This window comes from Thalassotalea sediminis, assembly GCF_030295915.1.
GTDB lineage: Bacteria > Pseudomonadota > Gammaproteobacteria > Enterobacterales > Alteromonadaceae > Thalassotalea_C > Thalassotalea_C sediminis.
Genome location: NZ_AP027361.1, coordinates 2731829 through 2745688 on the forward strand (window position 1 = coordinate 2731829; position 13860 = coordinate 2745688).

The window sequence follows — 13860 nt, forward strand, 5'->3', positions numbered from 1 at the left end:
GCAATAAATTCGCTGCGGATCAAATTTATGACGAATCTGGAAGAGTTTCACCAAAAAAGACGATTTATTATTCGCTTGGGTAAAGCGTTACATAAATTTGGAACGCCTGCCTATCGATTAGAAGCTCACTTACAAAGTGTTTCGCAATTCCTAGAGCTTTATGCAAGCTTTATTGTAACTCCCACTTCATTAACGTTTATTCTTTCCGACGAAGAGGAAAACCAAGAGTATAATCACCTAGTGCGCGTTAACCCTGGCGACCTTGATCTAGGAGCACTAGCCCGAACTGACGAATTAGTGGATGAACTCAGCTCGGGGCAACGCACGCTAGTCGAAGCTATTGATCGCTTAGATGAAATTGTTAATAAACCGAATCCATACGGTAAAGTCCTAACGTTTTTTGCTTTTGGCGCATCAAGTGGCGCATTTGCTATGTTAATGCATACCAGTTGGAACGATGTTTTTTGGTCAACAATTCTTGGTTTAGTTGCATGCCTATTTATCTTTTGGGCAGAAAGATCTAGACGTGTTACCGAAATGCTTGAGCCAATTGCAGCATTAACCTGTGCATTGTTAGCATCACTTATCACGAATTATGATCCCAGTATTAATGCCCCTTTAGTGATCTTATCTGCGGTAATTGCTTTTATTCCTGGACTGGCGCTAACGTTAGGTTTATCAGAATTAGCTGCGCGTAATCTAATTTCTGGAACCGCGAGAGTAATGGATGCGTTGATGGTTTTATTCAAACTCTATTTTGGCGCAGTACTCGGTATGGCAATAGGCCATAAACTATGGGGGGTTGCCGATTACGTAGAACCATTAACGCTACCAGCGTGGACTTCATGGGCTTCCGTAACCGTTTTATCTATTAGCTTGGTAATCCTATTTAAAGCGCGAAAAAAAGATGCGCCATGGGGGATAATATCGGGCTATGTTGCTTTTGCTGCGAGCCTTTGGGGAGCAAACTACTTAGGTGTTGCTCTAGGTGCATTTGTTGGCGCTTTTGCCCTTGGTATTTATAGTAATATTTTCTCTCGCATCATGAACTTACCGTCAAGTTTAGTAAAGTTATTAGGGTTAGTTGTACTAGTACCTGGCAGTAAAGTATATATGGGGCTTAACATTGCGGTATCAGGACAAATGATCTTAGCAAACACTTCGGATATAAACTCACAATGGTTCTTAATTTTTATGTCGCTTGTGGCCGGATTAATTTTCGCTAATGTCGCCATCCCTCCACGAAAAGCGTTGTAACAATAACGTTATGAACCAATCCTCTTCAAAAGAAACTTACCATCATGGCGATTTGTATAAAGCATTACTTGATGGCGCAACAACGATGCTTGCCCAAGAAGGTGTTGAGGCACTTTCATTAAGAAAAATAGCGCAAACTGTCGGCGTTTCACGTACTGCTGCCTATCATCATTTTGAAGATAAACATGCATTACTCTGTGCCATAGCAACAAATGGCTTTAAGCAGTGGCGTACTATTGCGGACGATATACTAAATGGCACGTTTGATTCTACTGCAGAACAATACCGAGCATTTGTGTTTAGCTATTTAGATTTTGCAATTTCTAACCCTCATCTATACAACCTAATGTTTGGTCACACTATTTGGCAAACAAAGCGAGCAAACGAACAGTTAAAAACTGCTGCATATCCGACATTTAATCAACAAGTAGACATGGTTGAATATTGGCAAACTCAAAACTTATTATCCAATGAGCACTCAGCATTGCGGATGTCGCAAGTTGTTTGGGGCACATTACATGGCATTGCTAAGTTAACAATAGATGGTATCTATATCGATCAGTCAAGTATCACACAAATGTGTGAGTGCGCTATAGATATGATGATAAAGCAACACTCTACCTAACCCTTGATTGTGTCATGAAGAAAATTATTTCATAATCAATCTAAGATAAATAAAAAGTACGTGCGATGACGATAACAACAGAACAAGCAAAGTTAGATCAATATAATGAATTTTTCTCCATTGCCCACGACTTTACGGTGAATATTGAGCCGCTCGTAAATAATCAAGTCAGCAGTTATCAACAGTTTCTTGATTCGATTCCTGCACCATTTGTAATGGCATCAGAAATCGCAACGTTAGATCAAGCGGCACTAAAGCCTTTACAAGCGTTAAGTGGTGTTGCTGGTCAACTAATAGACTACCTTAACCATCAAGCGAGAAAAATTGACTTGATGATGACTTACATTATTCAACAGCAAGATTGTAAGGAATCCCGTTATCAAGGGACAAGTTTTGGTGGTGGTGGTTTTACTTTTATCAGTGAACATACAATTGATGTGGACACACGCATTGAAGTTAAAATATTTATTCCTGAAGAGAACTGTGCAATTTATTGTTTTGGGGAAGTTATTAGCGCGATAAACATTGATGATGACACGAAAACACTAACGGAACATAAAGTTATCTACCACTTTATTAAAGATGAAGACAGAGATGCTTTGGTTAGAGCAAGTTTACATAAACAGTCTAAAGATTTACAAGCGCTTGCAGAAAAAAGAAGGCAAGAGAAAGCAGATAACTAGCATGTGGCTTTCTCTAAAATAATCACCAATTTGCTAACTATACACAAACCCTATTAAGAGTAGTATCTACATCTTCAGTCGTTGCTTTTTGTCGCTCTGCATTCTCAGCAACGTGGTTAAGCGTACTATTAATTTCTTTACTTAACGAGACGACAGTTACCATATTTTCATTAATAGATGCAGTAGCATGTTGTTGCTCATGCGTATCAGCAGCAATTTGTGTTGTTAAGCTATTTACTTCGTTAAATACCTGCGCAACTTTTGAGAGCGCTTCAACCACATCTTCAGATTGAGATAAGCTGTCTTGTGTGAGTTGTTTACCTTTATTAATCGCGTCAACAGCTTTATTTGACTTATCTTGCAATCCCTCAACCATAGATTGAATTTCTACGGTAGACTCTTGTGTTCTATGTGCCAATGCTCTCACTTCATCAGCAACAACGGCAAAGCCTCGTCCTTGTTCTCCAGCACGTGCTGCTTCTATCGCAGCATTAAGTGCTAACAAGTTTGTTTGATCAGCAATACCACGAATAACGTCAAGTACACTGCCAATACGTGAACATTCCTCTTGTAGTTGCTCAAGATCATGTGCCATACCAGTAACGTCTTGTGCAAAAGTGGCCATTGTTTTCTGACTATTTGCTGAAGAGTCAGAACCCTGTTGCAAGGTTGCTAACACTTCGCTTGTAGTATCACTAACTTGCGCCGCATTTTCAGACAATGTAGTCGATGTTGACGCTACATTATCAATTGAACTTGCCATTTGTGATATATGTTCACTTGACTGATCAACGGCAATAACGGCATCACTAATTTGACTAGTGAGTGAACCAGAACCCTCTCTAAGTCGTTCCGACTCCTGGCGGATTTCAGCAAGCACATCACTTAAGTTTTCAATAAAACTACTCAGTTCATTAGTCATGTCAGCGAGATCATCACCTACATGGTCTATTAGTGGTTCAGATGGTGCCTGATCTACGCTGATAACTAGCGCCAAATAATGCTTTAGCTTAGCGAGTCTATTGCCAATTTGATGATTGAAAAACCAAAAACTTACCGCCATTTGCACAATACATAATAATAAAACTAATAGTATCCCGCTCATCATAGAAAGCTGCTCAACAAACAGCACAACAGATACAATCGCTAACAAACCAACACCGGCTATAGGAAATAGCATCTTAACTTGTAAGTTATTCACCATAATTAACCCATCATGTATGTGTTTTTATTCTTATATAACAATCAAGCAATCATGCATGAATGTTAATCAATAACATAACGTTACAGGTAAATATGACTTTTGGCGACCATTTTTTTAGGTAAAAAGGAGGTTAACCATGATCGTTCATTTACGATAATAACCATACCAAACTTATCAACGTATCAATATCAGGTTCATGATACGTATTGCAACTAACAGCCTGCACTATCCGCTCCACTTAAAATGATACAAATTTAATATATATATCAATCAAATTAGGCTAACATTAAATTAATTACGGAATACAGGTAACCGCAATGGTAAAGGCTTTATCATTGAAAAACGTATCATAATTTCACGTTGAACATATAGATTCACAGATAGCACAACAATTATATAAGCGCTTTTGTAAATGCCTTTAACGCTAGAAATTAAAACTGAGCATAAAGAATAAAATCATGAATTTTTATACACTATTAATCGTTTTTTGCTGCTTAGCATTAGTTATTGGTGCCATTTTGGTTATCTTACAGTCAGCCAAAAAATTTAAATTAACGGCAACACAAAAAGAAAAGATTCGGTTACGAGAACAAGAACAACGAAAAAAAGACAAAGATAACGAATAGCATAGATGCCTTAATATCCCCTTTCAAAGCACCTCTAAAATAGGTAAATAATCCTTTATTTCTCATTATAAAATTCAGTTACAGTTTACCACCTGATTAATCAGGAACTTTTTTACAGCCCTGTCGCTTAACCTCGAAAAAATAAAATATAAAACTATATTTTACAATAACTTATCCATAGTAACGAATTAATATAATTGTCATTCATTTTTTCAGCCCGAAACAATCGTTACATAACGAAACACTTTTACCCTTTTGATTTTTATGGAAATTTCTGTAAATCACAAACATTTCAGTCATTTTACACACCATTATGTTTCAATTTTGAAACATAAACTTCCTCTACAATCGCTACCCCTTTTAATTCCCGAGAAAATGCTTTTTTGGAGTTATTTCAAAACGTTTCAAAACCCGCCTTCAAGAAGTATTGCTGTATTGCAGTGTTAAATAAGCAGGGCTTAGTATCTAGGTTACGCTAACAATTCAACGGTCATGAAAGCTTTCATACATGGCACCAAAATTACGTTAGCGCACTATAAAATTAAAAAACTAAATTAAAGGTCCAGGGAGTTAATTATGAAAAAATCTAGTTATGCTAAGATTTTTACCCGCTCACTAACCGCTATTGCCATTTCTTCAGTTATCGGAATGTCTACGGCTAGTGCAGAAGATATTAGAGGTGTGATTTCAGTCACACAGGGTGTTGCAACAGATATTACCGTTAAAGCTGTAAATGTCGATACAGGAACGACGCGTAGCATTGAATTGGACGCAGATGGTAGCTATCGCCTTGCAAAGCTACCCACAGGTTTATATGAAGTTACGGTATCTAAAGGTAATCAAGTTTTAGCACTTGAACAGGTAAGAGTGTCTTTAGGTAAGAATACCATTACCAACTTTGAGGTAGCAGCTCCTAGCAGTGATACTGAAGTGATCCAAGTCGTTGCATCTTCCGTTGCAACCTTAGACTTAGCTTCTTCAGATTCAGGTCTAATCATTGGCGAAGCTGAAATTGATCGCATGCCCGTCAATCGTAATTTGACTTCTGTTGCTCTATTAGCACCAGGTGTAGTTCAGGGTGACCAATCATTTGGTGCAAATACAGCCTCATTTGGTGGTTCTTCTGTTGCGGAAAATATCTGTTATATCAATGGAATGGAAGTAACCAATACACGTAATGGCTTAGGTTGTGGTGAGTTACCATTTGAATTTTATAAAGAATTCCAAGTAAAAACAGGTGGATACTCTGCTCGTTATGGCCGTGCAACTGGTGGTGCGATTAATGCTACAGCCAAAAAAGGGACAAATGAATGGGAATTTGCTGTCACAGGTACATACTCGCCAGAATCATGGCGTAGTGATGATCGACAAATAGCACGTTCAAATGGCGGTTCAGGTACTATTTATCGTGACGAAAGCCTTGATGAATTAACGCAAAAAGAAATGACTTTCTCTGTTGGTGGTCCAATCATCAAAGATAAGTTATTCATGTACGCGATTATTAACCCAAAAAGTACGAAACAAAATTTAACTTTCCAACCATCATTCTGGGACCACTACTTAGCAAACAACCAGTACAGAAAGCGTGAATCATCTGGCGGCGATAATTTATTCTGGGGCGCCACAATTGACTGGGATATTAGCGACAACCATCGCTTAAGCTATTTTGGCTATTCAAACCGTTCAGATACGCAAGAAACTATTTTTTCATATAACAACAATGGTAAAGGTGTTGTAGGAGAAGAAACCGGTACGCAAATCAGAAAGCGTGGTGGTGAAACTCATAGTATTAGTTATACCGGTTACATTACAGATGACTTAATTGTCACTGCGATGGCAGGTAGAATTGAAACTGAGTATGAAACAAGTGCTTCTAATATCGCATGTTCAACAGTCAACGAAGCTCGTGATAACTATACAACGCCAGCGGTAAGTTGTGGACCTGGTGGTGCGTACGGTGAAAACAACGATACCAACACGCAATATGCATTAGATCTTGAATATACCATTGGCGATCACACCATTACAGCAGGTATTGAGAGTCAAGAACGCGATACAACTCGCTTTAATATCCCAACAGGACCAGATGGTGGCCACTCGTGGACTTATTATACCGTGCAGCCTGGCGCGTCAATTCAAGGTAATGATGGTGTACTATTTACCAACACTAGTGATCAACCACAAGATTATGTACGAGATCGTGTATTTTCAAATGCTGAAAAAGGTGGTGGCTTTACCAGTGACATAAAAGCTTACTTCATTGAAGACGTTTGGACATTAAGTGATGATCTTACATTAACCTTAGGTTTACGTGTTGATGACTTTGAAAACACTGGCGTTACTGGCCGTGTAATTAGTTCATTCACAACAGATGTTGCGCCGCGTTTAGGTTTCTCATGGGATCCAACAGGTGATGGTGAAAGTAAATTATTTGGTACGTTTGGCCAGTACTATTTACCAATCGCTAACAATACTATTTATCGTGCGGCTTCAGGTGTTGATGATAGAACGACGCATTATACGTTTACAGGCGTAGATCCAGCGACGGGTGAACCTATTGGTGCAACACCTGTTAATGGCACTAAGGCTAATTCAGAAGTTGTAAACTCAACAGCAACATTTCCAGAAGAAAAAACCTTTGTATCAAATAATGCCGAACCATTTTCTAAAGTCGAATATATCTTAGGCTATGAAACAATGTTAAATGATGAGTACTCTATGTTAGTTAAAGGTACTTACCGCTATGTCGATTCTGCCTTAGATGATTACTGTGGTGCATATTCAAACGCACACTGTTTAATGATCAACCCAGGTAAAGATGCTGTATTTTACGTTGACGCCGATGACGATGGTTTAGCTGACACAGATACACCTGTTACCTATGATAATGAAACAACAGTTCGATTACCAAAAGGCGAAAACAAGTATTACGCACTTGAAACAACCTTGAAATATAAAGTAGAAGATTTTTCTTGGACAGCAAGTTATACCTGGTCACACAGCTATGGTAACTTTGAAGGTGCAGTAAAATCAGATAATGGTCAAACAGATGCTGGTGTAACCACTGACTTTGACTTCCCAGCGTTAATGGACGGTTCTTACGGTAACTTACCAAACGATCGTCGCCATGTGTTCAAATTCTTCGGTAGCTACAATGTTACTGAACAATTTGTTGTTGGCTGGAATTCTACATTAGCTAGTGGCCGTCCTCGCGGCGTGCAAGGTGGAAGCTACTGGAGTACAGATCCAGATTTATACGGAAGTTATGGTGATACATATTACGTAACACAAAACGACGGTTCTATTACCTATCACCCTCGTGGTAGCAATGGCACAACACCTTGGACATTTAGATTAGATCTTTCTGCGAGTTACTCGTTCAATGTTAACGGCATTGATATGAGAGCTTCATTAGATATTTTCAATGTCTTAGATAATAGTCAGCCTGTCAGTATTGTTGACAATTATGAAGGAATTGGTTGGACAGCAGGTGCTAGAAACCAATTTTACGGTGCGCCACTTGATTGGCAAACACCGCGATTTGCAACACTAAACTTTGAAGCACGTTTTTAATAAAACACGCTCAAAAAGTTAATTAAAATAAAAAGCCGCTATACATTTGTTAGCGGCTTTTTTACACAGCACAAACTAAACAATTTTAATTGCGATAAATTGTTTGAATCAAATGATATCCAAAGCGCGTTTTTATAGGGCCATGTACTTTCAATACTTCTTTCTTAAATACAACGTCATCAAATGCTTTTACCATCTGACCTTTCTTAAACTCGCCTAAATCTCCTCCTTTTTTGCCAGAAGGACAAGTAGAGAATTTTTTAGCCAACTGACCAAAGTCAGTGCCTTTTTCAATTTTGATTAATAGCTCTTTAGCTTGGTTTTCACTTTTTACTAAAATATGCCTTGCGCATGCAGTCGCCATGGTTTCACCTTACCGTATGTATTATCACTATTATAATCGAAAATGTAATTAATTTAACAAAATGTATAGTGGTTAGATTTACTTTATCACGCTAAAACACATAAAATGTTATCTAATTAATCATTCTCTAAAATTGCACATGTCAAACATCGATCACTTGTTTAAAAATAACCGCGCTTGGGCAGATCAAATCAACCAAGAAGATCCTACTTTTTTTGACACTCTCGCTAAACAGCAAGAGCCCGAATATCTTTGGATTGGTTGTTCCGATTCGCGTGTTCCAGCGAACGAATTGCTCGGTATGTTACCAGGAGAAGTATTTGTTCACCGCAATATCGCCAATCAGGTTATACATACAGATCTTAACTGTTTATCGGTTATACAATACGCGGTTGATCATTTAAAAGTAAAACACATCATCGTGTGTGGTCATTATGGCTGCGGTGGTGTATTGGCATCAATGGATAAAAAAAGTTATGGTCTAATTGACAACTGGTTACGTCATATTGAAGATGTACATCGTTTTCATCAAGAAAAACTCGATGCTATTACTGATCATAAAGAAAAACTCAATACTTTATGTGAGCTTAATGTTATAGAACAAGTTGCTAATGTCTGTAATACCACTATCGTTCGTAACGCATGGGCTGCTGGTCAAACACTTACGGTTCACGGCTTTGTGTATAACTTAGCTGACGGCATTCTAAAAGATTTGCAGGTGTCTTCTGATGCAGAAGCGCTGATACGATAACGTATGGCACCAGCCCAATATAATCAACCGGTACATTTAGCATTACAACGTAATAATATTCATCTACGCTATAGCTGAAAAAATATTTTACTTTTAAAAGATTGTCATTATTTTCTACCTTGTTTATATTAAATTAAAACAAAAACTATAAATAACATGAACATGTAAAGTGGTACTCAAGTTCATCAAATATTAAGGAAGATTAATGGCAGACGTAGCAGTTAATTCATTGCCAGTTGAAGAAATTGAACCCTCTAATATCTTTGAATTACTACCCGGTAAGGTTATTGATTTTCAAGTAAACCATCCTGTAAAAGTACGATTAAAACTTCCCTTAATAGGATACGAAACGGGAAAGTACATTATTATAAAATATCCGGCGTCTTCTGATAATTACAGTGATGTTCTCGTAGAAGGTAACGTTGCCATCGTACGTTATTTGCTTGAAGGTGATAAAGGCTGTTGTTTCGCATTTAGAGCCACAATTAGGAATATTACCCAATCTCCAGAAAAGCTGATATTACTAAATTACCCAACGAAAATTGAGAATAGGCAATTAAGAGCACATCAACGCATTACCACGCACTTACCTGCGGCAATATCATTAAATGCGCCAGATCAAAGTAACATTCAAGTAAACGGTATTATCGTTGATTTATCGTTAAAAGGATGTGGTTTTACTTTTAAAGCAAGCAGTGAAATGATCAGTGTAAAACAGCGTGATATTTTCGTCTGTGTTAATCATTATGCCGCTGGTGAAATGCGCATACCGGCAACCGTATGTAATAGTCGAAATGAGCGAGGACGCGTAAATGTCGGCATTAAATTTCAAGAAAATGATAAGCAAGTTGCAGCATTACTCGAACAGTTATTTATCGATACAAGTATTTTGTAAATCAGCTCTCTGTTTAGAGCAGTCCAAGCACCTCAAACAACACTTGCAATATATTATTTTATATATGATGAGAGGTTAACGCAGGAAAGGAGCTTATTTCTGTCAGCTTTTACTTAAGTTTCATCGTAAAATACTTTCATCTATTGTTTATCTCCCCCGTTATATTGTCGGTGTGCCGATAGCACAATAGCGGGAAAAATCGATTGTTTCCCTCTGACAACTCCCTCATCACCCTATTCAGCAAACACTAACAGCAATATTTTAGACTGTCATGCTGCTCTGACAAATGCTCGTCAGTGTCAGCCATTCTAGGCTGACAAGCATTACCGTCTTTAAATAAATATTTGCTGCTATCGCTTCAAAGGGAGTCGGCATACTTCATGTCTATCGCTAAATATCGAGAAACTCCATCTCTGCAATTTTGCATAAAAAAACTTTGAAAACCATTTAATTGATACTGTTAAAAATAAGCTTTACGGGCGAAGCCTCGATAGAACGATCACCTCCTCCATAGGAGGTAATTTTGAGTTGACAATAAATATAAAAAAACCGGCTGAATGGCCGGTTTTTTTTTTAATCGCAGTAAAGCAAAAAGTTACAGCACACCGCGTTCAATTTGATTTAATTCAATAGATTTAAATAACGCAGTAAAGTTACCTTCACCAAAACCTTTATCATCAACGCGTTGTATCATTTCAATAAAGATAGGGCCAAAAATATTCTTGGTAAAAATCTGTAGTAAATACGAATTCTCACTTTGACTGTCGACTAAGATTTGGTGTTCTTTAATACGCTCTTTATCTTCTTTAACCCATGGAATACGATCAAATACATCATCATAATACTCAGGAACGATGTTTAACGTATCAATAATAGACTTATCAATTTTGTCTAAAGACCCCACTAAGTCATCAGTAATAAACGCTAGATGCTGAACACCAGGACCATCGTATTCTTCTAAGTATTCATCAATCTGGTTATTGCTTGTACCTTTACCTTCATTGATTGGAATAGAGAAATTGCCACACGGTGACTGCAGTGCATATGAAACAAGTGCAGATTTTTCACCTTTAATATCAAAATAACGTACTTCGGTAAAACCAAACACGTCTTTGTAAAAATTGGCCCAATGCTCCATTGTGCCTTGATAAACATTGTTCGTTAAATGATCTACCGCTTTAAAGCCTTTATCTTCAACTACTACTGGGTTTTCTAATGGCTCAAAGTCAACATCATAAATAGAGCCCTTATCACCAAATCTATCAATAAAATAAATTAGACTATCACCTATACCATAAATAGCAGGATAAGGAAGTTTGTTTTCAGCATCTTGTGCTGACTTAGCACCACGTTGAATCGCTTGTTCGAAGGCAAATTCAGCATCTTCTACACGCCAGCCCATCGAACAAATCGCAGGGCCATGTGATTTAGCAAACTCGCGTGAAAAACCTTGTCTTTCGTTGTTCAATAAAAAGTGGATATCATTTTGGTTAAAATACTCAATATCGCGCCCTTTAAACTTTTTCGTTTTTGAAAAACCAAAACCATAAAAAGCCTTTTCCATAAAATCAGAATCAGGTGTTGCATATTCGGTAAATTCAATACCGCACAATTTTAAAGGATTTGCTACGTCAGTCATAAATTATCTCTCATTGATTTCTTAAGGCCATTATTGCCAGTAAAAACCTTGAGGAAAAGCTTAGGGGTAGCAAGATATGTGCTAGCAACGTAAATGATCTTGTACGTACAAATTGCGCTTGTTTAAACTGACAGGATGCTAGCCCAAATAGGACGTGCACAGAGGGTGTAAAGAAAATAATACACACATTATTTTATATGAATAATCGTTTAATAATGCGCCGAAAATAAACTAACCGAATAGATAAAAAAAGCGCCAAATAGGCGCTTTCTTTATAAGATATTATGAAAACCGAGTCGGTTTTCGTTGTTTATCATTTCGCTTTCTAGGTTTATCTGTAACCACTGGTGCCTGTGATACCGAAATCTCTAGTGCTTGACGACGAACACGAACACGTTTCAACTGATTAAATGCTTTTTCTGGCATTCCTTTAGGTAACTGAACAAAGGTATGGCGTTCATGCAAATTAATTTGCCCAATGTAGCCACTATCTAATGATATTTCGTTAGCAATTGCGCCAACAATATCACCGGGCTTAGCGCCATGCTCTTTACCCACTTCTAAACGATACGTTTGCCAATCTACGTCATTACGCGCTACTTTTGAACGACGAGGGCGTTCTCTATCACCACGGTTATCACGGCCCTTACCATCGCGAGAACGATTATTGTCTCTATCGCGCGTTTCACGACGCGGCTTAGGATCTTCTTTTGGACGTAATGGTTGCTTAACTTGCTTCAAGTACAACAGTGCTGCTGCAATTTCAGTCATCGACAACTCTGTATCATTCGCCATGCCTTCAATGATTTCACGCATATCAGCCAAGTCTTTGTCGGCAATCAACGCTGCTAATTCAGTTTGAGTACGAGCTATACGTAATTTGCCAATTTCTTGAATACTTGGTAACTCAAATGGAGAAATAGTACCTGATGTTAATCGCTCATACTGACGTAACAAATACATTTCACGAGGTCTTACAAATGAAATTGCGGTACCGGTTCGGCCAGCACGACCTGTTCTACCTATACGGTGAACATATGATTCAGTATCACCTGGTAAATCGTAGTTAATTACCGTAGAAATACGTGGAATATCTAAACCACGAGCAACAACATCAGTTGCAATCAATATTGAGGCTTTTGACGTTTTAATTTGGTCAACAGCGCGCTCACGTTGAGCTTGGTTCATATCGCCGTTTAACGCCAAAGCTGGATAACCAGCACGTTCAAGTTTTTCAGCGACTTCAACAGTGTCGCTTCGCGTACGAACAAAAATGATCATTGCATCATAATCAACAGTTTCAGCGATGCGCTCTAAAGCTGTCATCTTATTAATACCTGTCACTTTCCATGCGAGTTGTTCAATATTCGCTTTTGCTTTTTTCTCAGCTGCAATTTTCACATGTACAGGGTCTGTTAAAAATCTATTCGCGACTTTACGAATTTGAGCTGGCATTGTTGCCGAGAATAACGCCATTTGCGTTTTTTCAGGTAAATGCTCAAGGATCCATTCGATATCTTCCAAGAAGCCCATATTTAACATTTCATCAGCTTCATCAAGTACACAAACTTTTAAGTCCGCAAGTTTCAAACTTTTGCGACGTAAATGGTCCATTAAACGACCTGGTGTACCTACAACAACTTGCGCACCGCGTTCGAGTTGTTGAAATTGTGGACCATAAGATTGCCCGCCATAAAGCGTTGCAACCTTAAGCCCTTTAATATTTTTAGCAAATGACTCAATTGCTTCTGCAACCTGTATAGCGAGTTCGCGAGTTGGTGCAAGTACCAACATCTGTGGCTTGCGTACTCCTGTCTCTATTTTTGTTAACGCTGGTAAACTAAACGCCGCAGTTTTACCTGTACCTGTTTGCGCTTCACCAAGCACATCAAACCCTTCTAATAACGAAGGAATTGTTTTCGCTTGAATAGGTGTTGCTTGGTCAAAACCAAGTTCTGTTACAGCAGAAAGGATGTTTTCAGGCAAGCCGAGGCTAGCAAAGCCAGTTACGGCATTGTCGATATTAATCATATAAATTGTCTTCCCATGCTAAAGCGTTTTGTAAACTAACAAGCTTTACGCGATATAAAGAGGAAACCACCAGGAAGACTTTACAAATAGAGGTTGCACGTCAGGTGCAGTACAGATCAAGTCTATTGGGATCGCCCCACTTCGAAATTCTTGTAAGAGCATCCGAGCCCAAACAACGAGGCGCGCATTATACAGATTTATCGCAAGCAAAC

Annotated in this window: 11 protein-coding genes; 7 read left to right on the top strand and 4 right to left on the bottom strand. The window is 38.3% G+C overall.

Features of this window, described 5'->3' with window-relative positions; all coding sequences use genetic code 11:
* The first annotated feature begins 27 nt into the window (after positions 1-27).
* The 3 genes from QUE09_RS12600 to QUE09_RS12610 all read left to right on the top strand — a co-directional run bounded on the left by QUE09_RS12600 (position 28) and on the right by QUE09_RS12610 (position 2565).
* Positions 28-1257 carry a threonine/serine exporter family protein gene (locus tag QUE09_RS12600; RefSeq protein WP_286233112.1) on the top strand — a complete coding sequence of 410 codons (1230 nt, stop codon included), beginning with the start codon at positions 28-30 and terminating at the stop codon, positions 1255-1257.
* Positions 1258-1267: 10 nt separating this feature from the next.
* A complete protein-coding gene (locus QUE09_RS12605; protein ID WP_286233113.1) occupies positions 1268-1882 on the top strand; it encodes a TetR/AcrR family transcriptional regulator in 615 nt (204 codons plus the stop codon).
* 65 nt (positions 1883-1947) lie between these two features.
* On the top strand, positions 1948-2565 hold the full coding sequence (locus tag QUE09_RS12610; protein ID WP_286233114.1) for a PilZ domain-containing protein: 618 nt from the start codon (positions 1948-1950) through the stop codon (positions 2563-2565).
* Between the two features lie 37 nt (positions 2566-2602).
* On the opposite strand, the gene QUE09_RS12615 is transcribed toward QUE09_RS12610, so the two are convergent.
* Positions 2603-3769: a methyl-accepting chemotaxis protein gene (locus QUE09_RS12615; RefSeq protein WP_286233115.1), complete on the bottom strand. Its 1167-nt coding sequence runs from the start codon at positions 3767-3769 to the stop codon at positions 2603-2605.
* A 458-nt stretch (positions 3770-4227) separates the two neighbouring features.
* Between QUE09_RS12615 and QUE09_RS12620 the strand changes: the two genes are divergently transcribed.
* Both QUE09_RS12620 and QUE09_RS12625 read left to right on the top strand, forming a co-directional pair.
* Positions 4228-4395, top strand: coding sequence for a DUF2897 family protein (locus QUE09_RS12620; protein ID WP_286233116.1), 168 nt, complete (start codon positions 4228-4230; stop codon positions 4393-4395).
* Between the two features lie 576 nt (positions 4396-4971).
* Positions 4972-7968, top strand: coding sequence for a TonB-dependent receptor (locus tag QUE09_RS12625; protein WP_286233117.1), 2997 nt, complete (start codon positions 4972-4974; stop codon positions 7966-7968).
* Positions 7969-8053: 85 nt separating this feature from the next.
* On the opposite strand, the gene ppiC is transcribed toward QUE09_RS12625, so the two are convergent.
* Entirely contained in the window at positions 8054-8332 is a 279-nt protein-coding gene (gene ppiC, locus QUE09_RS12630) for a peptidylprolyl isomerase PpiC (RefSeq protein ID WP_286233118.1), read from the bottom strand.
* Positions 8333-8471: 139 nt separating this feature from the next.
* On the opposite strand from ppiC, the gene can reads away from it, so the two are divergent.
* Both can and QUE09_RS12640 read left to right on the top strand, forming a co-directional pair.
* Positions 8472-9083 carry a carbonate dehydratase gene (gene can / locus QUE09_RS12635; protein WP_286233119.1) on the top strand — a complete coding sequence of 204 codons (612 nt, stop codon included), beginning with the start codon at positions 8472-8474 and terminating at the stop codon, positions 9081-9083.
* Between the two features lie 205 nt (positions 9084-9288).
* A complete protein-coding gene (locus QUE09_RS12640) occupies positions 9289-9978 on the top strand; it encodes a PilZ domain-containing protein (protein ID WP_286233120.1) in 690 nt (229 codons plus the stop codon).
* A gap of 595 nt (positions 9979-10573) precedes the next feature.
* Here the strand turns inward: QUE09_RS12640 and hppD are convergent.
* Both hppD and QUE09_RS12650 read right to left on the bottom strand, forming a co-directional pair.
* Positions 10574-11617: a 4-hydroxyphenylpyruvate dioxygenase gene (hppD, locus tag QUE09_RS12645; RefSeq protein ID WP_286233121.1), complete on the bottom strand. Its 1044-nt coding sequence runs from the start codon at positions 11615-11617 to the stop codon at positions 10574-10576.
* A gap of 282 nt (positions 11618-11899) precedes the next feature.
* On the bottom strand, positions 11900-13648 hold the full coding sequence (locus QUE09_RS12650) for a DEAD/DEAH box helicase (protein ID WP_286233122.1): 1749 nt from the start codon (positions 13646-13648) through the stop codon (positions 11900-11902).
* Positions 13649-13860: the final 212 nt, after the last annotated feature.